Genomic DNA, 20,290 nt, shown 5'->3' with positions numbered 1-20,290 from the left:
AAAGCTTGCTATATTGGGCTGCGCCTAAATCAAGGTGTTTCTTGGAGATTTCAGGTTTCATCTTAAATATTCATTAAGAGAGAAATAAATATGTCACAGGTAAGTGATGACGTAGATTTGGTGGCGGAGAAAAGTTCCAGTCCAGTGGTGGTGAAACTTTCATTAGCAAAAGCTTTCAAGCATAGTGCTCCATCTATTCGCGAAACTCAGAATACGTACAAGCAGAATGTAGTTGCAATAAACACTCTGGTGACTAGCGTTTTGTCCTCAAGCTTGCCTACCTTAAATCAAAACCCACCGGATTGGAGTGAGTTTGTAGCGGCCTATACTCAGGCCAATACCGATGCGCTTGATTGGGTGAATAATGTACTGGCCAGGCTTCTGGATGTGCCCAGTGAGGTGCAAAGCTACAACGGTATTATCAGTCAGTTGTTGCAGGATGCTTTAACCCAGGCGAATACACTCAATAGTGACCCAGGTAATACATCGGCTCTTAATATATTGAAGAACGACCTGGATTCAATCACCTCTCAACTGGGTATTGTTTCGACCTTTATCAGCGGCGCAGTTCAGGCAATTCAAGGGTTTCAGGATAAATTGCCTGATATGGCGACTCAATTGCAGTCAATTGCCGATAAGTCTGTTCAGGATGCGCAGGCCGATGAACAGCAAATTGCTGATTTAAAGAAAGAAATAAAAAATCTTCAGGCAGATATCAAATCACTGACAACAAGCATTGTTGCTCTTGGTATTGCGGATGCTACGGCTATTTCTTTGGGTACTGTCGCTTCTATAGTAGCCTTCCCTGAAGGTCTGTTAACCTGGTTCGTTATGGGGCCAGTGGCTGCAGTGGCAAGCACCTTTATTGCAATGGATGCTGCCAAAATTGTTGCAGACCAAAAGAGCATCAAGGCTAAGCAAGCAGAAATGAATCTGGTAACTGCAGATGTGTCAACTCTCCAGATGTTGTCGCAAAGCTTTGGGCAGCTCGCTGAGGAGACCCAGCAGGTAGAAGATAATTTGCAGGCTGTATTGCAAGAGTGGCAAACTCTTGAAAGTGATGTATCTGGGGCCATTAGTGACATTCAGACAGCCATTTCTGACGAGGAGGGCGCTAACTTCTCGGTCGTGATCAATGACCTCAATGATGCGATCACTGAATGGGATGATGCCTATTCCCAGGCGGGCAGCTTGTATCTTGAGCTTAATGTGAATGATGCAGATCTAACAATTGGCATGAGCTCAGATCAGGTTCAGTCTGCTTTTGCCAGTGGCAATGCGGTTGGAGTAATTCAGTACTACAACAGCCTCTAGAAATAGATAACACAATATTGATTCAAAGGCTTATTTCGAGGGAAATAAGCCTTTTTTATTTATCAATTAAAAAATCTATCTATTTTTCCTGCTGTTATGCTTAGGGTTATGAGGAGTTGGCCTCTACTCTTCGTAACGGATTTCAGTAATAAAATAGGTCTGCCATTTTTCCCCCTGACGAATATCTATCTCATCGTCGAGTCTGCGCCCTAGCAATGAACGAGCTACGGGAGAATCCATAGAGATCAGGCCGGCTTTTACGTCAAACTCATCTGGGCCAACGATTCTGTAGCTTATGACTACACCTTCTTCATCTTCCAATGTGACCCAGGCACCGAAGAAGACTTTTTCACGGTCTTCAGGCACTTGATCTACTACGGTGATTTCCTCCAGGCGTTTGGTCAAAAAACGCACACGGCTGTCTATTTCACGCAGGCGCTTTTTACCGTAGATATAGTCGGCATTTTCCGAGCGATCGCCCAGCTTAGCGGCATCACTTACCGCCTGGGTGACTCTGGGGCGCTCCTCCTCCCATAGATGCTTAACTTCGGCGCGCATACGTTGCGCGCCCTCCGCAGTGATATAGCGGGAGCCGCGCGGGCGCGGTGGTCTCCATCTTCCCATGGTATTAATGGCTTCCTCTAAAGGTTTGGGATGATTGATTACAGATTCTCAATGGTAATTCCGGGGCCGGCTTCAGCCAGGGGAAAATTGAAAATACGGCTGTAAAATTCCAGCTCTCCCTCCAGGGCCATTTTGATGCTGTCTCCACTACGGAAGCCGTGCCCTTCATTGGCAAAGGTGATATGGGAAACCGGAATACCGCGCTCTTTCAGGGCTCTCACCATAGTTTCCGCCTGGTTTGGTGGTACTACCTTGTCTTCCAAACCTTGGAAGAAAATCACCGGACAACTCAGTTGCTCCACATGATGAATAGGAGAGCGCTGCTGATAGATTGCTTCGGCGGATGGCCAGGGGCCGACTAATTTGTCCAGGTAGCGGGATTCAAACTTGTGAGTGTCTTTAGCGAGACTGCTCAATTCACCGATTCCATAATGACTGGCCCCGGCTTTGAAAGTGTTGTGAAAAGTCAGTGCTGCTAACACGGTATAACCGCCTGCGCTGCCACCCTTGATCAGCAGCCGCTCCGGATCGGCCAAACCCTGATTGACCAGGTATTCGGCGCCTGCACAGACATCTTCCACATCATAGATGCCCCACTTATCGGTAAGGCGATCGCGGTACTCGCGGCCATAACCGGTGCTACCGGAATAATTTACATCCAGAATGGCGAAGCCGCGGCTGGTCCAGTACTGTACTTTCAAATTGAGGCCGGCAGAGGTGGCTCCAGTGGGGCCGCCATGGCTAAAAACAATAAGTGGGGGTTTTTCGCCTTCTGGTGCCTTGAAGTCCGGGTTGTGCGGGGGATAGTAAAAAGCGTGTACCTCTCGCTCATCGACATTGAAAGTAATGGCCTGGGCGCTGGAGAAGAGTTCGGCAGCCTGTGAGCGTTTGTTACTGCTGGCGATTGTCTCAAGGGCCTCACTTGCCAGATCAAAAGTGATTATTGCAGGGAAGCTGTCTCTTGCGGCGGCAATCATAATCGCTTTGCCATTTTCACAGCGCAGGCTCTCGATATCACAGTAGGGCTGCTGGATCAGCTGGTGTTCACCAGTAAGGGTATTTACGCTGGCCAAATACCAAAGACCATTCTCGGTGTAAGTACAGAGAATTTCCTCTGTACTGATAAAGCCATAAGTGGACATTCCAAACACCCACTGCGGTGTGGCGAATTCAGCCTCTTTTTTCCATAGCGGAGTATCTTGCCCCAGCTTGTATAAATTCCACCAGTTGTTGCGGTCAGAGACATAGTAAAGCTCCCCCTGCGGTGACCACTGGGGTTGGAAGATGGATTCGTTATCTCCACCGGCCACTTGAGTGATCTCAATGGCCTCTCCTTGCTCACTCAGAGTGGCCAGGCATAGTTCGGTGCCATCCCAAGGGAGGTTGGGGTGATGCCAGCGCAAGAAGCTCAACTGGTCTCCGCTGGTGTTCAAGGTGGGGTTTGAGTAGAAGTCTGCGCCTTCAACCAAAACCCTTGGGGGGGTAGTCAGCGGAGACTGTAGGTCGATGGCGATAATTCGCGCACGTGCTTCCTGACCCTGAGCGTGGCCGCTGTCGTCTTCTTCAATACAAATCAGGCGATTTCTTTTTGTGTCGAGGTGCAGGTCTGCATAGCGGGATTCACTTTCTGGAGTAATGGCCTCAGGCAGGTCACTACCGATCTCTATCCGGTAAATACGCTGATCTTCCGCAAGTACAAAGTACAGGGTGTCGCCGTGGACAAGGTAGCTACCACCGCCATATTCGTGCGCCTTGGAACGAATACTCAGCGGGGTGGGGGTGAGATCGCGCCGGCCATTTTGCGGGCAATACTGCACCAGAACATTACGCCCCTTTTCTGAAGGACGCGACTCTAACCAGTAGTAACGCCCATCCACCAAGCTGGCTTCCGCCAGGCGAACACTGCCTTCAACCAATAATTCTGCGCTGATTGCAGATTTCCAGCTGCCATAAGGGGTGGAATTTGTTATGGAGTGATCACTCATCGGATACCGGTTCCCTAAATTAGATTTTTTTGCATTCTGCCGGGCCTGTTTTAGCGATACAAGGTGCCTTTTTATGGGTTAAAGCCTGTGTTAGTCTTTGGTGACCAAGCAAGCGCTTGGTGGCGGGGTTTGATACCTCCTTCATTAACCCCAAAGTATGGATGCGGCTCAGGGTATTTCGCGCACGGATGAGGCGCAGATACTGAGAGCATGGCAATCAGCGGAATTCGGCAAAGCCTAGTGTGCCGAACCTAAAGCGGCCTAAATAAAGATAATTCAGGAGAGCCTGCGATGTCCGATGAAGTGGTAATCACCTGCGCCCTAACCGGGGTGCTCACCAATCCGCAACAACACCCGGTTCCGGTAACGCCGGAACAAATGGCAAACTCAGCCCGTGAAGCCTTTGATGCCGGGGCTTCGGTAATGCATGTACATTTTCGGGCTCAAGAGCCGGGCAAGGGGCATCTTCCCAGCTGGGAACCGCAAGTGGCGTTGGAAATTGCCGATGCAATCCGGGCTAAGTGCCCCGGAGTTATTTTAAATTTTTCCACCGGCACTATCGGTCGGGACCAGCGCGGACCTCTCGAGTGTGTGCGCGCAGGTAAGCCGGAAATCGCCGCCTGCAATGCGGGCAGCTTGAATTACTTAAAAGCCCGTTCCAACGGCACCTGGGCCTGGCCGCCGATGGTGTTCGATAATCCGGTAGACAAGGTGGAGGAACTGCTGGCGGTATGTCGTGAAACGGGCACCAGGCCTGAGTTTGAGTGCTTTGATGTAGGTATTGTCCGCTCCGTTGGTATGTATGCCGATGTGGGTATGGTCGATAAGCCCAACTATAACCTGGTGATGGGGGTGGCTTCTGGTATGCCAGCGGATCCCGAGCTGTTGGAGTTGCTGCCTAAATATATGCGTGCAGATAGCTTGTGGCAGAGTACTGTGATTGGGCGCGAGGAAATCTGGCCGGTGCACCGCAAGACTGCGGAGCTGGGCGGCCATTTACGCTCTGGAGTAGAGGACACTTTCTATTTGCCTGGTGGCGAGCGTACCTCTGGCAATGGCCAGTTGATTGAGGCTTTGGCCGTGATCGCAGAAGAGAGTGGTCGTAAGGTGGTGTCTCCAGAGCGGGCGCGGGAAATCTTCTGCTAATTCTTTTCAGTGCATAGACCAGTGGACCCTCAGTGTCACTGGTCTACCTCTCAGAACCCACTTCCTGTTGGCTTTTCCCCATTTTATACCTGCTCTATCTTGATTGAGCGCCAAGAATCCTTTTCGCTTCCCTTTCCAGCTGGTTTGGATTTTTTAAGCGCCATAGAACCAAGTGATTCTTACTTTTCCTGCAAAAGGTCCGCTTGGTTACCTACCCGTTAGCACTGTAGCGGCTGCTAGTCTTTAGTGGGGATAGCCGTTTCCAGCGGTTGATCTATGCATAAATATAGGCTGTGCCAGGGAGCGGTGGATGCAAGAGTTGTTGGACCGAATAATCAAGGCGATTGATTGGGCCAACCGGCTTTTGTGGGGGGGGATTGAAGGGCAGTGGTGGCTCGGTGTCCTGATTATTGCTTTGCTACCTATTGGCCTTTACTTCTCCATTCGCAGTCGCTTTATTCAATTTCGCCACTTTGGTCATATGGCGATGGTGATGGTGCGAGGTATTCATAAGGATCATCCGGGCTCAATTTCCGCGTTTCAGGCGTTTGCCACCAGTGCCGCAGCACGGATTGGCACCGGTAGTTTGGCGGGTGTTGCCGTGGCAATTACTGCTGGGGGTCCTGGGTCGGTTTTTTGGATGTGGATGGTGGCTTGGCTCGGTATGGCCACCAGCATGGTCGAAAATACCCTCGCGCAAGTTTATAAAGAGAAAGGTGAGCAACCTGGGACCTTCCGTGGAGGACCGGCTTACTACATCAAAAAAGGCCTAGGCCCTAACTGGAAGTGGCTTTCAGTTAGTTTTTCCATCTTCTTACTGATGTGCTACGGCTTTGTCTTCAACTCCATTCAATCGAACGCTATGGCTACGGCCCTTAACGACGCCTGGGAAATCAACCCCATGCTGGTCGGGATTGTGGTAGCTGTGATTGCGGGCATTATTGTGTTTGGTGGTATCCGCTCTATCGCGCGCTTTGCCGGAGTGGTGGTGCCTTTTATGGCTATCGCCTATTTAACAGTGGCGTTTATGGTTTTGCTGATGAACCTGGGGGAGTTGCCCAAGATTCTGGGTATGATATTAAGGAATGCTTTTGGACTGGAACAGGCTGGCGCAGGAGCCCTGGGGGCGGTAGTTTCCAATGGAATAAAGCGTGGGCTATTTGCCAATGAGGCGGGGCTTGGCTCTTCACCGAATGTGGGTGCAGCAGCGGATGTTAAGCATCCACTGGTGCAGGGCTATGTGCAAATGGCTTCCGTTTTTCTGGATACCATTGTTATCTGTACCTGTACCGCGGCAATTATTTTAGTTGCCGATGTGTATATGGTGGGCAATGTGGAGGGAGTTAAATTAGCTCAGGACTCTCTGTCTAGCGTGGTGGGTTCCTGGGGAAGTGGTTTCGTGGCGTTTGCACTGCTGTTTTTTGCCTTTACTTCGATTATTGGTAATTACTATTACGGTGAAACCAATATTTTTTATCTTTACCATACTCCCACTTCTATATTTTGTTATCGGATAATTTTTTTAATTTTTATCCTGTTTGGTGCCTGGGTTTCTTACAGTGGAAGTACTGAGAATTTTACCTTGCTCTGGCGCATGGCAGATGTGGCGATGGGATTTATGGCCTCTACCAATATATTGGCTATTACCTTGCTCTCCGGTGTGGCTTTCAAAGTGCTGGGAGACTATGAAGCACAGCTTAATCAAGGAATTAAGGAGCCGGTGTTTGATGCGAGAAAATACGATATTAAAGGGGTTGATCACACAGTATGGGATCGGAATTGAGCTCGCTGCCCACTGAGTTGTGAGTACTGGCTTTGTGGGCAAATTGAATAAAAAGTTGTATTAGAGAGTAGGCTTTTGAATTGCCAAATAAAAAATAAAGCCAATTTGCACCATGGCCAAAAGAGCCGCAATGATGCGTGTAGGTTGAGGCATGGATTGGCGCAGTGCGAAGAATCCGGCAATCACATAACCGAATACCAGTGCAACCTTTACTGCAAGCCAATGGAAGACAGCCGGATTCCAGCTGCCGATAACAACCAGCGCTACAGCTGCAGATAACAGCAGGGTATCATTGGCATGGGGCATCCAGCGAAGGAAGGTTTTTCTCCAGTGAGGCTTTCCTGTGAACTCCAACCCCATTCTCAACAGAAAAAGAGAAAGGCTAAGTACTGCGGCTGTGATATGGGTATGCTTAATCAGTGTGTAGGTAAACATCTATAAAGCTAAAGGGTTGTTTCAAATTAAATTTCTTAGTCATGGTGTAAAAGTCACCAAGTTTGCTAAGAGTGCAACTAGAGCCGCTGCTGATAATAGCGGCTCATCGCGATTCTGTACATCAAAAAGATAGAAGGGTACTTCTCTGCGTAAGTAATTGAACCCTATCCATATTCAATATTTATCAGTTAATGATGGGTGGACAAGCGGTTCCATGTTGACATTTGGATAAGTTGCTGGTGAGTTTCTCTCCGGTGATGTTATCTAAGACTCACCTCTATTTCTTTTTAATCTTGGAGTGTTTGTTGCGTTCCTGATGCAGGATAGTGTGAGAGTCTGAGGAGATAAAGAGTAAAGGGGTAACAGGCTTTTATTAAATTTGAAAAAAATCAACCGAGTAGATGCTGGGTGTCAAAGATATTTGTTTGAGAGACCAGTGAGCTTTTGTAAAGCAACTTGCTTTCAATAGATACTTTGACTTTACGATTCAGTCCTGTTCCTATCGCACGATTACAGTTAGCCTACATCTGTTTGGTGGATATTCTTGAACTCTCTCTCATGGTGAGTAGACTGAACAATTCGAAATGGCCTGTAAATACGAGTGTTACTCGAGAGGCAGTGAGAGAAATTGTTTACGGCTTAGTGAAAGCTATTTTTCTTAAAGGATATGTCGATATGCTAAAGGCAGAGTATCGTGAGCGCGGCCCTGTGCCGCAGGATGTGATTGAGGCGGTTCCGTTTAATGAGCCGGAACTGGAAGAGGGGCAGGTATTACTGGAAATGCTGGCTACACCTATCAACCCCTCAGATGTACTCACGCTGACCGGTGAATATGGCATGTTACCGCCTCTGCCTGCCATTGGCGGGAACGAAGGTGTTGCCAAGGTAGTTAAGCAGGGTCCGAATGTGTCACTTGATATTGGCCAAACTGTTCTGTTGCCCGTTGGCAGTGGCACCTGGGCCACCCACATGGTGGCAAATGCTAAGGGACTTATCCCTCTGCCAAATGAGGTAGATCCCATACAACTATCCATGATTACCATTAATCCCCCAACGGCCTACCTCCTGCTCAGTGAGTTCGTCGATCTGAAAGAGGGAGATTGGGTGATTCAAAACGCAGCAAACTCTGCGGTAGGAACTTATCTGACAAGTCTGGCAAAAATTCGTGGTCTGAAGGTAGTCAATGTGGTACGCAGATCCTCACTGATCGAGCCAATGCTGGAAGCCGGTGCCGATGTGGTGCTGGTGGATGGTGATCAGGAAGGGGGGAGCCTAGCCAAGAGGGTTAAAGCTGCAACCGCAGGTGCTGAGATTCGCTTGGGTATAGATGCCGTTGGGGGAATGGCTACTGCTAGGCTAGGTGAAGCCCTTAGCGAGGGTGCCACACTGGTCAACTATGGTGCCCTGAGCGGTGAACCATGTCTGCTTGCTCCAGGGGTGATTATCTTTAAGGATATTACTGTACGCGGATTCTGGCTGGCCAAGTGGTTTGCTAATGCTTCACCTGAGCGGCAGCAGGAAGTTTTTGGAACCATTACGAGCCTAGTTGCCCAGGGTAAGCTTTCTGCACCAATTCATGCAACTTATCCCCTTAGCGATGTGAAGGAAGCCGTTAAAGTTGCTGCGGCAGGTGAGCGTAACGGTAAGGTTCTTCTAATTGGTGAGTCGCTACACGTTTAACTTACAAGACATCTTCTGGTAAGAATAACGTCACACTGACTTATAGGTGCCCTTTTAGGGCACTCTATAGTAGGAGTTGCGGGGTGGCTTATTAACTTCAGGCTATCCTTATTTTACACTCTAATCAGCTAGTTAATTTTTCACCGGAGAAAATAAGAATCTGTATTTTACAGTTTTCGCAAATAATAATGTGTAAATATGTAATCTGTTCTAGGTAAGCCCGCTAATTAAAATACTTTACCAGCCGCTCAGATCTTCTGTATCTTCTCCCCAGGAGCTTGTAGTCACTCGCTCTACAGTGCCGGTAACAACCTGACTGCCTTCTTCCATTTTGGTAAGCTCCAGGTTATCCATAAAGTCCCACAATGGAGATTTGCTAATGCGTAAGGCTTTTTCGCTGGGAATATGAAATGGTGGCCAGAACTGGTCTGGAGTATATGCGATATGTAAAAGGTGTTTGTCTGACAAATTTGTGTACAAATTAAAACGCCAATTTAGACTTCGGTTACCGTCGATAATTTCGTACCAGTTTCTGCCCTTGAATTTGTATTCTTTAATTTCTTCTATGCTCCAGGCGCTAAAAGCGTAATTGAATCCAGAATCAAGGAAATGGCCTAGATTATCTTTGTGCTTATTAAATATAAATTGCTTTAACTGGTTGTGATCAGAGAGGTCGAAGACTCCAGATTTGGATGGTTCCCGTATCTGGATCACTCGAATCTCGAAGCAAGCAGTGCCAACAATCCAGGTATCATCCGGCCCGACATCTACGCTGCAGCCGACATTAATAGGGTGAAATTCAAACCAAATATAGGGGCTTTTATTATCCCATAGGCTGCGCCCATCTGAAAATCTTGGGTAGCTTTCTTCAGCGTTAATAGGCGTATTGTATGGGGTATAATTGTACACCCCATAAGTTTGTATTTCCAACTTCCCATTAAATGATAGATGCCATTCGCCTAGGTCGTAATGATGTACGGGTAGCGCATCGAAGGGCAACCAGTAAATATCATTGAGTTGCTCAATAATAGGGTGGCCTAGATCCAGTGAGTCTACCTTAGCCATACTTAACCCCATCCATCTTTGAAATTTCTTACAAATCTTATAGCCGCGTCTGAGAAAGTACGATTATTGTCAATGCTATACATATATTTATTTTGATAATAATTGCTGCCCCCCTGTATCATTTTGTCGAACTCAGACCAGGGCGCATCCATTTTCTGGAGGCCAATCACCGCGTTATCTCCATCCTTTACTTGGTGCACCTTACTGGCTATATCATCCAGGCTATGCCTGTAACTGGTCTTTTTCGTCTGTGCACCTACGGCTTCAATTTCCCGCATCAAAAGCCCTAGATTTTCTCGTGGATTGACAAAATAAAAACAGTGTTGCTGTAGTTTTTTCCCTCCGGCTATCTGGCTAAACTCTTTTAGGGTGCGATGGAGTATCTTGGCTCCTTCTCCAAAAACATACCAATGATGCTTTAAAGTTTGATCTCTCTCATCCCAAGGTAGAGATTTATATAACAGGCGGGCAAGCTCTCGAGGTCCGGCGTCTGGCCCAGAGAGTTTCTGAGTCGCTGTTTTCCAGACTCCAAGCTCATCGACGAGATAGCTTGGAGCATAGTAGAGCGAAAAACAGTCGTTTAGTTGCTTTTGGTTTGCATTTCCTGAGGTTAGAAGATACTTACCATATTTTTTTGCGCTAGTTATTGCGCTGTAGGCTGTGCCATTAAATTCTGCGCCAATTGCCCCAATTACTGTAGGAATAGTGTCATCTTCAATAGGTTCAACTCCCCATCCTTCCCGTCCTAATTTCGAGAGATAAAATCCTGCTGGCAGAGACTCCGCTCCGGAAATTCCGTTGGCTCGCTTGAGCTCTGTGATATAAACACCAGGACCTCTATTATGACTATTGCCCTCTTGATACACGGTATAGCTAACCTGTACAGCCCCTATATTTTCGCGGTGTTGAAAGCCATTAGTTTGGTTACTTTCGGAGGTGATTCCAGCAGCGGTACTGCTGAGCTGATTCATTTGGTTTGCCGTTTTTCTGCCCGCCTCCGAGTTGATATCGATCAAATCAATAAACCGAGGAAGCAGTTTTGGATCAATAAAGACAGGCTTTCCATTTTGTCCTTTAGTGGTTTCGTGGAAAAAGATAAAGCCTGTGTAGTCAATATTGTGAGGGTTAGTCATATACTCTCATCCCTGATAGTCATTCACCATAGCGCTAAGGCGCTAAATCCATTGCGCGATCATATCATGGAGTGACTTGAAATCTGCCAGTCTTGACTACTGCCCATAAGGGTTTTTGTGTGATTTATTTCACATAGAGAAAATGTGGTACGTGTGTAATATTTTGGGGTTGTGGGTGATGGGTTGAGAGCCTTGCTTAGGTGTAATTGGCTGTAATTTTTTGTGCTGAGAATAACCTTGACATAGTCGCCTGAGAGGAGGTTGGGTGTGTCCTTTTTGGTTATGGCTGTTGTAGGATCACTTGATTTTCTGCTTTCTTAGCGATTTTTTTGTGTTTTGCGATACGTGTTATTGCGATTCATAAATGATTTTCTAGTGTTTTCTTTCAGAGAAAATTTTCTGTAAGCCCTATTCTTTTCTCGCTTTATAGCGGTTGGGAGGGAGTAACTGAGGCGATGCTCTTCAGTGAAGTTGTTGGTCTGAATTTTATGGTTGGCTCTCAAATCCAATTGTTTGAGTTCATTATTTGGGTAAGAAATACAGCCCTCTTTTGTATGGTTTTATTTCGCTTTTTGGTTGGTGATTTCAATAAAAAATATAAATTATTTTAGCTGTGTTGAGTGAGGGGCTTGGCCTGTTTTCCAGGTGCGGATATAAGCATGGGTTTATATGCGGGTCAGCTGTATGCTTTATAAGGGTTGGCACTATTAGCATGAACATGGCGCCTTTAAAGTCTAATTAATTTTATTTTGGGGGGGCTTTCCTGTCAGGTAAAAATAGAAGCTTTTGTTTCTTATGTGCCTATCCAGTCAACCAAATTTGGTTCCATTCTATGATTTGATTATTTGTTTGATTAATATCTAGAGGTTCCGACTTGGAATGTATGCCTTTCGCAAGGCAAAATAACAATAAAGTCACTATAGTGACACAGGTATATCATGACAATAAAAAAACAAATGATCAAATTATCCCTTTATGGGCGGTTAGTAATTCTTATGGTGGGCCTTTTTCTAGTTCCGGGCGTCAAGTCGACAACAACTCAGGGTGTTATACAACTGTCCCTGCAAGAACAGTTAGATAAAGATGTGCCTTTCAACCATTCGCAATGGGTGGGTACTCACAACTCTTATAATGCTCGGGAGTGGGACAGTGCCTACTGGGCGGATCCCAATCAGGATGTTTCAATCTATGATCAGTTAAACTCCGGTGTGCGTGAGCTTACTTTAGATATCGGCGATTACGGAACATTTTTTGGGGAGAATCAGCTGCGATTATGTCATGGTGTCTGCTTTGGTGGTGAAAAAAAGTTTCGCCGTGGGCTGGAAAGTATTGTTCGTTGGTTGGAAGAAGGGAATGTTCAGTCAGTCATATTGTTGAAACTTGAAATAAATTCTGATCATCATGGCCAGATAGCCAGTCAGTTACGTGCTGAGTTAGGAAGCTATCTTTATGAGGCGAGTTTCTCTGGAGGGGGATCTAATCGTTGTGCCGGCCTACCGGTGGATTCCTTGAGTAAGCAGAATGTGTTGGATTCTGGAAAAAATATAGTCGTTGTAAATACGGATTTAATCTGTCCACAATCAGGGAGCTTTAGGTCTGTGGTACATCTCGGTCTGCAATATCAGGGGTTCTACAAAGACAAATTTAGTAAACCTACAGATCCCAATACTTGTGAGTTAATGACAACCTCGGCAAGTAAGCAAATGACGCGGTTACACGATCCAAGCACTCTTTATGGCATTGGTAGTGGTGGTAAAGGGCCGCAAGACAAGGAAATCACTGAGTCTAATGTAAAAAGCTATCTTTCCTGTGGGCTCAATATATTTGAAATGTTCTGGTTCAATGGCGATGGTAGTGCGGGGCATCTTGAGCCCGAAGACCTACTCTGGTCTTGGGAAAGTACGGAGCCGAACAACTGGAATGGCAATGAGCATTGCGCTATTTCAAAGGCGAACGGTCGTTTTAATGATGTGGTGTGCTCCAAAAGCTATCGCTTTGCTTGCCGTGATGAAGGTGACTGGAAGATTACTGCTGCGGATGCGGACTGGTATCAAGGAGAAGTGGCTTGTAAATATGAGTATCCGGGATCAGTTTTCGATGTTCCATTCAATGGCTATGACAATGCACGCCTTATGAGCGCCAAGATCGGAGCTGGGGCTTCCACAGTTTGGCTAGCGTATCACGATCTAAATCAGGAAGGCCTTTGGCAAAAGGGTGTGAACAAACAATGGAATAATACTGCTGCTTCACATAGGAGGAAATCAAGGAGAGAGGTGGCCTTAATGATGAAGTAATATTTACCAAGTATTCTCGCAATTGTTGGAGGATGGGTTTATCGCTTGTTCTTTGCCGAGAAAAGTGCAACACAGCCCCGAATTTCTATTGAATATTCTGAGAATCTACTTTGCAGGAAATTCTCCAGATCTTTCTGGCTGTCTAGGGTGTTAGAGAATATTCCTTTCTTGTTGTAGAAGGTCATTAATCGTTTGGCGATTGCACTTTTGTAAACACCTTCATGTAAAATTGTAGAGCCAAAGATAGTGCCATGATCTGAGAGTAGTTTATTAAGATAATCTATGGCAATAAGCTTTTCTGATAGTCTCCCCGGTAAGCAGTGGAATAAATAATTAACAGAAATGGAATCAAATGGCTCTATATCATTAGGCATTTCACCCAGTACGTTTGTGCGAAATAGAATAGGTTTGTATCTTGCAACACGCTTTGCTGAGATATCCAAGCAGTTCTGGTTTAAATCCATAAGTGCCAATCTGATATGAGGTGAGGGGAAATGACATTTATCCATAAAATAGCCAGTGCCGACACCCACGTCCAAGTGGTTGACGCTTACATTTTCATCAAACTGCTGAAGAATTGTTGGGGTAGGGCAGCGCCAAATAAAGCGATTTGATAAAAATAACACCCAAAAATCATATAGCCATAACAGTGTCTTGGAATATGCGGCTTGGCCCTTCCAGACTTCTTTACTTATTCTCATGATACTCTCCAAGCTACTGGGGTGGCCGATAGCTGATAAGGTTGCTCCTGATTGAGGATGTAAGCGTCTATCGTGGGAAACCCGCCTGAACCTTTTAATTGATCTCCTGAGTTTAATTATATGAATCGTACATTTGTGGCCTTTAAGGTCAGTATCCTTGCCTCGGTTTATGTCTGCGCCATCTATTGATGGATTGGTTGGACACAGTGGGATATAGCAAAACATGAAGATGTTGGTATGAAATGCTAATGGATTAATAGGTCATATCAAGGGAAAACCGATCAGTTACTCCAGGCATAAGTAGCTACAGATTAAAAAGAGTGGGGAAAATGAAGGTGAGCGATTATACGACAAACCAGCGCCGGCTATTGGCCGGCGCTGGTGACATATGGCGTTAAGCTTGGGTAGTGAGGTACTTCAGAATATCGATAACTTGTGCAGGGCTCTGGGCCCAGGCTTGGGCTGAACCATCGACTTCTTTCAAGGCGTGAACCAGGGATTCATCGTGTAGGGTGATATAAGGCTTTCCCAGAGCTGCACAGTAACCGGCATCGAATGCGGCGTTCCACTGCTTATATTTTTCTCCAAAGCGAATGATCGCCAGGTCGCAGTTCTCAATAGAGTGTTTGATTCGGACGGCATTGACCTTGGCCGATTTATGATCACGCCAAAAAGAGTTGGGCTCTTCACCAAGACCGTCACCAGCCGCATCACTGGCATCGTGATCAGTCACTGCGGATGAAAAGGTGATATCTAACCCTAGATTTTTGCAACCCTCTATAATTTGGGTTCTCCAGTTAGAATGAATTTCACCGGAAAGGTACACTTTTAGCTTCATGGGGCCGCCTCTTGGGATAATAAGCACTATGTATCGTATAGTTGTGGCTTATTTTACATGATGCTGCAGTGGATAGGAAAAGACACGGTATTGGCTGCAGCCTCTACAGTGAATGTAGGGCTGGCCCTAAGGCCAGCACATTGAGCTTAACTTTAAAGTTAGAGTTTTTGCTTGATAAAGGTTACTTTATCTGGCGTTTTACCAGCTGGTAGCCGGGTAGAATGCATTTGGCGGAGTAACCAGTTCCCATCTACCTTCGCTAGGACGGCACTCTCCAGCCAGATAACATCCTCGCTTTTGTTTTTCTGGGTAAAGTTGGCTTTGTTCCAATAATTGACAGTCAGTAATTCGCCTTGCTGCTCGTAGTTGATGATGCTGAAGTAATTCGTTCGGGTGTAACCAGCGGGCTTAACTACATTAACAAGATCCTCTATGGTCCAGATCTCCCCATGCTCTAAAAGGATGAATGAATCAGTAACCGTACTTCTCATTGCCTGATGATCAAAATTTGACATGGCGGCAAAAAGTTTGTCGATGGTGTTAAAAGCTTCAGGCCTCTTGTCGGCATAGCAGCTGGCGGTGACGAAGAGGAGTAGCAAGCCGAAGAAAGTTCTGGTCATAATGTGTATCTCCCTATACTCATGCATTTTGATGGAAACCTGTGCAGGTCTGCAGTGATTATATCTTTGCAAAGCAATGGCCGGTCAATACTGATCTTATGTGGTTGGTATCTTGAGCTGTATTATTTAGGAAGGCTTCACCCATAAAGGCTCCCCTTTAATTCCTGTTATGTTTATTTGGGGGCTCGGCAGGGCTTTTGCCGGGTTGATGAGGTGGGCTTACTAAGGAGCTACTAATCCGGCCGGGATGCAGCTAACTCTAATATCGCTTGGCATTGAGATTCGATGGTGCTTGAGTCACAAGAGGCCTTTTTTGCACTCCATTGCAGTGCATGCCAAAGCACACATAGATATTTATAGATAAGCCGCCAATGGTAAAGGCGCTGCCTATCATCTCCATTTGGTGGGCGATGGAGATAATTGACCAGTAGCTGTTGTTGCTCCGCAGGGGAAAATTGGTGCTCCTCCACCAAAGCGGCAAGGTCATAAAATCGATCTCCCATGGAAGCATATTCCCAGTCGATTGCGATTAGCTCCCCGTTGGTACTTTCGATCAGGTTTTCTTTGGTTAGGTCATTATGACAGAGACCGGGAGTATCACTTACAGCCTTTAAAGCGCTAATACTGCTGGATAGTTGACCGTGTAATTGTTTAAGACGTGGATAGAAATCAGCTTGAGTATTAATCGATGACCAATAGCGGTCTATTTTCTGCTCAATATTCAGTTGGTTCTTAACTGGCGGGAGAGAGTGAATGCTATTAAGTCGTTTGGCAAGCCGCTCCAAAGCGCTGGGGCCCTCTTTGTGCCAGGGCTGGCCTTGGATAAACCTTGTTACCAAATAGTGATATTGAGGATCACAATAGGTAAGGGGAGCACAGAGACCGGCGCGAGTGGCCTGGTTGAGGACTTGGGCCTCTGTTGCCCGGTCGAGATCCAGCGCTTGGCTAAGTGGGGAGTTATGGCGAATAACCAGGAGCTCTTCCCCTGATGAAACTAAATAGGTTCGATTGGTCTGCCCACCTGCCAAGGTTCGTATAAATCTAGGCCTGGACTGGCTCCACTGATGCCAGTCGCAGGGAATGATGTCGCTTAGGCTTTGGCGCATAGGTATAGAGAGGGCGAATTGCTACTGTAAAGTGGCGGAGGCTTGTCTTCCCGTTAAAGAGGTTAGCCCGGGCTGCTCGGCCTGATTTTGCTTATTGTAGATGGATCTCCACTGGAAAAAACCAATAACAACCAATACCACGTAGAGCAAAAAGAGGAGCGCAGTCAGGTAGAGCCCTCTATCCAGGTAAAGGTAGATGGAGGCCCCATCCACTACAATCCAGTAGATCCAGTTCTCCAAAACTTTGCGGGTCACCATGTAGGTGGTGACCACAGCTCCCAAAGTGGTGAAAGAATCGAGATAGGGTAGGGCGGCACTGGTAAAGTTATCTAGCAGATAACCGAATACCAGGGTTAGCAGGAAAACACCACTAATCACCATCAAGTGGGTTTGCAGTGGCCAGCGATGAATTCTTAAATCTTTGTTTTTATCCTCGTGATGACGCCATTGCCACCAGCCAAAAATCGCCATGCCCAGGTAGAACACTTGCAGTGCTGATTCCATTAGCAGGCTGACATCCCAAAATAAAACTAAATAGATTGCCGTGCTGATAAAGGCAGCATACCAGCAGCTGATTTTCTCGCGCATCGCCAATAACAGGTAAGCAAGGGCGAGAACAACAGCTGCCACTTCCCAAAGAGACATGGCTGCAATTGAGGTGCGCAGAATTTCTAGGAACTCTGAGTTAAGCATGGGGTTTTGCCGGGGCTAGGTCGCCATCAATAAATTTACAAACAAAAATAGCGCGTCCAAACTGCTCATAGGATTTGCGCATTTCTATTTTGAGAACATCCATTAGCAAATCATATTCGCCAAATACCTGAGTGCTCATAGTGTTAGTGATTACTCTCAGGCCTGAATGGCTATTCAGGCGTTCAATAAAGGCTCGAATACTGGGTATGTACTCATCTTTGAGAGGGTACATGCTGATTTCTGCGGAGAGCTGCATAGCTTTTCTCATTATTCGCCGAGAGCCAGGGGGTAACTATCCTTGGCTTCTATCTATCCAACCCGATTAAGTTCGTGAATTATCAGATAGCTATGTATCTGATAATTCACGGGCGTTAACCATTGGCTATTTGCTAAATTACAAGGTGTCCTATTAGAAAGTATAAGTACCGGTTATCCCGGCAATACGTGGTTCACCCTGTTGATAATAAGCTTCTGAGGTATAGCCATTAACTGGGTTATTTCCGAAATAAAAGCCTCTGGTATAGTAATCCTCACCTGTCAGGTTTCTACCCCATAGAGAGACTTCCCAGTTATCAAGCCGATAGGTGAGGCGGGCGTTAACCAATTCGTAGGCCGTGGATTTTTCATTGTGGCTATTAGAGAAGTAAAACTCATCCTTGCCTTCCAATTCCAGACGCAGTACCCAGTGAGCACTAAGATCAATCTCGGTGCCAGTGAAGAACTGATAGCTTGGCGCATGAGCGACATCACGTCCATCCAGATTTACCGGAGATAGTACCGTGCCGGTTTCTTCATCCTTTTCTGTATCCACGTGGGTGCTGCTTATAAAGTTAACAAACTCGGCGTTTAGCCAGCCTGCAGAAGCGAAGAGGCGCACAGTATCCGTGGCCTGGAAATTTATTTCCGCCTCAAAGCCGAAAGTTTCACCACCTGCTGCATTGCCCAGGTATTCCCTAAACTTTTTACTTTCTGGATTAAAGAGTGATTGTTTGGCTTGAACATCGCTGCGGTCTTGGTAGAAAGCCGCTAGCTGCGCCTGTAGGCGGTTATCCAGCCAGTTGCCTTTGGCGCCGAGTTCGTAGTTAAGCAAATGCTCTGTATCGAACTCGAACATTTCCCTGTAAGTTTCTTCATTACCCGCGAACTCTGCGATGATCGCACCGTTCACACCCCCTGCCTTATAGCCGCGTGAAACGGTGGCGTACAGTAGCGTGTCTTCAGAATAATGATATTCCAGGGTTATATTTCCACCCCATAAATCCTCATTGCTATCTGCCTTAGTGGAATAGGAATCAGAATAATCCGCGCTGCGTTTTTCCAGGCGAAGCCCGGTAATCAGGTTGAGAGTGTCGGTTAGTGTGGTGCTCAGCTGTCCGTAAACAGCGCTGTTTTTGGTATCAAACTCACTGCTAAAAAAACTGTATTCCGTGATTGTGCCTTCAGTTTTTCCTGAAGTCTGCAGGAGGTCTTCGTGCTCATTACGATGATAAACCCCCAGTACCCAGCTAGTGCGCCCCGCAAAGAGTTTGGAGCTTTCAGTGGAGAGCAGGCGTAAATCCAGGCTGGTGTTGTCTTTGTCCCGCTGGTAATTGTCAGTTTGGCTGTATTCCCAAGGGTGAAATCCGATATAGCTCCAGTCCTCATCGTATCCGTATTCGGTATCGGAATTGGCATGGCTTAGGGTGGCTTCAAGAGTGAAATTCTCGTTACCAGACCACTGCCCAGTTAAAGCGCCAGCCCAGCTTTCCTGCTGGTCCCGACCGGGCTTGTCGGAGAGGGTCTTGCGGGTATTGTATAGAGAGAAGGCATCGTAGCCGTTATCGGCGTCAAGGTAGAAAAGGGTGAGGCCGAGTTTTAAATCGTCACTGGGAGAATAGGCCAGCTTACCGCGCAGTACGGATTCATCAATATTGTTGGTGTCATCACGGCCCAGGTACTGATTTTCCATATAGCCGTCGGACTTTCGCTCGCTGGCGGCTATACGGTAGCCAAGCTGCTCAGTCAGGCTGCCGCTGCCAATGGCGGTAAGGCTACGACCACCGTATTCACTCAACTCGGCGGAGACTTTGCCCGTTGTTTCTGAAGTGGGCGCGGCACTGCGCATATTGACCAGGCCTGCTAGGGCATTGGCGCCATACAAGGTGCCTTGCGGGCCTCGTAGAATCTCGACTTGTTCTATGTCCAGGGTGTTGGCGGCCAGGCCAAGGCCTGTGAAGTCGATACCATCAATAACCAAGCCGACTGAAGGGTTTACTGGGTCGATAAATTGGCTGCGTTCACCGATACCGCGAACCTGGATAAAGCGCCCCCGTGAGGCGCCCGTAGAAAAATTGACATTAGGTGCCATGTTCAGGAGTTGGTCCAGGTTGCCAGCTCCGCGCGCCTCAATACTGCTGGTGCCGATTACACTGACACTGCCGGGTAGATCTAGCAGGTTGGTATCACGTAATTGAGCTGTCACTACCACTTCCTCAAGCCCGCCCTCCATGGGCTTAGCGGCCATTGCTAGCCCAGCGGACAGGCCAGCCACAAGGCCGATAGATTGAGCAATCGGGCGGATTGTGAACAGTTTTTTCATGGTTCTCTCTCGAATCAACACTAATGAAAGAGACCCGGAGAGCGACGAGGGGAGGGCTTTGGCACGCCTACCTATTCCTACGCCGGTATTAACCGGATCAGGTTCAAGGGTTTGCTTAAGGTGATCTTCTTGATCCCTTTGCATCTCAGGCCTTGGCCACCCCTTAGGTTTTTGCGGGCGCGATGATAGCAGATGTTTCGCCTTTTATGGGCAGGAAGGCGTTTTTGATTGAGATTAGGCCGCCTGGCTATGGGGGGCAGAAGTATTGGTATTAAAGAATATCCAATATAATTTT

The 20,290-nt window shown here is 47.0% G+C and carries 17 protein-coding genes and 1 riboswitch; of the genes, 5 read left to right on the top strand and 12 right to left on the bottom strand.

Annotated features, from left to right (window positions below; genetic code table 11):
• Positions 1 to 90: 90 nt before the first annotated feature.
• Positions 91 to 1,314 (top strand): enterotoxin (HBL), encoded by a 1,224-nt coding sequence (locus ACJJIT_RS11205; RefSeq protein ID WP_444898429.1) that lies wholly within the window; start codon positions 91 to 93, stop codon positions 1,312 to 1,314.
• A 123-nt stretch (positions 1,315 to 1,437) separates the two neighbouring features.
• On the opposite strand, the gene greB is transcribed toward ACJJIT_RS11205, so the two are convergent.
• Positions 1,438 to 1,938 (bottom strand): transcription elongation factor GreB, encoded by a 501-nt coding sequence (gene greB, locus ACJJIT_RS11200; protein ID WP_252085569.1) that lies wholly within the window; start codon positions 1,936 to 1,938, stop codon positions 1,438 to 1,440.
• A gap of 38 nt (positions 1,939 to 1,976) precedes the next feature.
• The gene (locus ACJJIT_RS11195; protein ID WP_444898428.1) at positions 1,977 to 3,923 is read right to left on the bottom strand and encodes a prolyl oligopeptidase family serine peptidase; all 1,947 of its coding nucleotides are present in this window, start codon (positions 3,921 to 3,923) and stop codon (positions 1,977 to 1,979) included.
• A 291-nt stretch (positions 3,924 to 4,214) separates the two neighbouring features.
• Here ACJJIT_RS11195 and ACJJIT_RS11190 point away from each other — a divergent pair, with 291 nt between their 5' ends.
• Complete coding sequence (locus ACJJIT_RS11190; RefSeq protein ID WP_444898427.1) at positions 4,215 to 5,069, top strand: 3-keto-5-aminohexanoate cleavage protein; 855 nt, start codon at positions 4,215 to 4,217, stop codon at positions 5,067 to 5,069.
• Between the two features lie 310 nt (positions 5,070 to 5,379).
• Entirely contained in the window at positions 5,380 to 6,852 is a 1,473-nt protein-coding gene (locus ACJJIT_RS11185; protein WP_444898426.1) for an alanine/glycine:cation symporter family protein, read from the top strand.
• Between the two features lie 60 nt (positions 6,853 to 6,912).
• On the opposite strand, the gene ACJJIT_RS11180 is transcribed toward ACJJIT_RS11185, so the two are convergent.
• Complete coding sequence (locus ACJJIT_RS11180; protein WP_444898425.1) at positions 6,913 to 7,287, bottom strand: SirB2 family protein; 375 nt, start codon at positions 7,285 to 7,287, stop codon at positions 6,913 to 6,915.
• A 675-nt stretch (positions 7,288 to 7,962) separates the two neighbouring features.
• Between ACJJIT_RS11180 and ACJJIT_RS11175 the strand changes: the two genes are divergently transcribed.
• Positions 7,963 to 8,967 (top strand): zinc-dependent alcohol dehydrogenase family protein, encoded by a 1,005-nt coding sequence (locus ACJJIT_RS11175; RefSeq protein ID WP_444898424.1) that lies wholly within the window; start codon positions 7,963 to 7,965, stop codon positions 8,965 to 8,967.
• Positions 8,968 to 9,204: 237 nt separating this feature from the next.
• Here the strand turns inward: ACJJIT_RS11175 and ACJJIT_RS11170 are convergent, their stop codons facing one another.
• Both ACJJIT_RS11170 and ACJJIT_RS11165 read right to left on the bottom strand, forming a co-directional pair.
• Complete coding sequence (locus ACJJIT_RS11170; protein WP_444898423.1) at positions 9,205 to 10,032, bottom strand: hypothetical protein; 828 nt, start codon at positions 10,030 to 10,032, stop codon at positions 9,205 to 9,207.
• Positions 10,033 to 10,034: 2 nt separating this feature from the next.
• The gene (locus tag ACJJIT_RS11165; protein WP_444898422.1) at positions 10,035 to 11,165 is read right to left on the bottom strand and encodes a hypothetical protein; all 1,131 of its coding nucleotides are present in this window, start codon (positions 11,163 to 11,165) and stop codon (positions 10,035 to 10,037) included.
• A 938-nt stretch (positions 11,166 to 12,103) separates the two neighbouring features.
• On the opposite strand from ACJJIT_RS11165, the gene ACJJIT_RS11160 reads away from it, so the two are divergent.
• Positions 12,104 to 13,459, top strand: a complete 1,356-nt coding sequence (locus ACJJIT_RS11160; RefSeq protein ID WP_444898421.1) for a hypothetical protein — start codon at positions 12,104 to 12,106, stop codon at positions 13,457 to 13,459.
• Positions 13,460 to 13,497: 38 nt separating this feature from the next.
• Here the strand turns inward: ACJJIT_RS11160 and ACJJIT_RS11155 are convergent, their stop codons facing one another.
• The 7 genes from ACJJIT_RS11155 to ACJJIT_RS11125 form a co-directional block, all read right to left on the bottom strand.
• On the bottom strand, positions 13,498 to 14,160 hold the full coding sequence (locus ACJJIT_RS11155) for a class I SAM-dependent methyltransferase (RefSeq protein ID WP_444898420.1): 663 nt from the start codon (positions 14,158 to 14,160) through the stop codon (positions 13,498 to 13,500).
• Between the two features lie 394 nt (positions 14,161 to 14,554).
• Positions 14,555 to 14,998: a YtoQ family protein gene (locus tag ACJJIT_RS11150; RefSeq protein WP_444888772.1), complete on the bottom strand. Its 444-nt coding sequence runs from the start codon at positions 14,996 to 14,998 to the stop codon at positions 14,555 to 14,557.
• A 158-nt stretch (positions 14,999 to 15,156) separates the two neighbouring features.
• The gene (locus ACJJIT_RS11145) at positions 15,157 to 15,618 is read right to left on the bottom strand and encodes a nuclear transport factor 2 family protein (RefSeq protein WP_444888773.1); all 462 of its coding nucleotides are present in this window, start codon (positions 15,616 to 15,618) and stop codon (positions 15,157 to 15,159) included.
• Positions 15,619 to 15,851: 233 nt separating this feature from the next.
• Positions 15,852 to 16,646 carry a phosphotransferase gene (locus ACJJIT_RS11140; RefSeq protein ID WP_444898419.1) on the bottom strand — a complete coding sequence of 265 codons (795 nt, stop codon included), beginning with the start codon at positions 16,644 to 16,646 and terminating at the stop codon, positions 15,852 to 15,854.
• 99 nt (positions 16,647 to 16,745) lie between these two features.
• Entirely contained in the window at positions 16,746 to 17,417 is a 672-nt protein-coding gene (gene pnuC / locus ACJJIT_RS11135; RefSeq protein WP_444898418.1) for a nicotinamide riboside transporter PnuC, read from the bottom strand.
• Positions 17,410 to 17,673: a hypothetical protein gene (locus ACJJIT_RS11130; protein WP_444888776.1), complete on the bottom strand. Its 264-nt coding sequence runs from the start codon at positions 17,671 to 17,673 to the stop codon at positions 17,410 to 17,412. Before ACJJIT_RS11130 ends, pnuC begins: the two co-directional genes overlap by 8 nt.
• A gap of 153 nt (positions 17,674 to 17,826) precedes the next feature.
• Positions 17,827 to 19,995: a TonB-dependent receptor gene (locus ACJJIT_RS11125; protein ID WP_444898417.1), complete on the bottom strand. Its 2,169-nt coding sequence runs from the start codon at positions 19,993 to 19,995 to the stop codon at positions 17,827 to 17,829.
• Positions 19,996 to 20,052: 57 nt separating this feature from the next.
• Positions 20,053 to 20,169: riboswitch (TPP riboswitch) on the bottom strand.
• Positions 20,170 to 20,290 lie beyond the last annotated feature (121 nt).

The organism is Microbulbifer mixtoriginis (SeqCode) (assembly GCF_052467515.1).
This window is presented reverse-complemented; position numbering and strand designations above follow the sequence as displayed.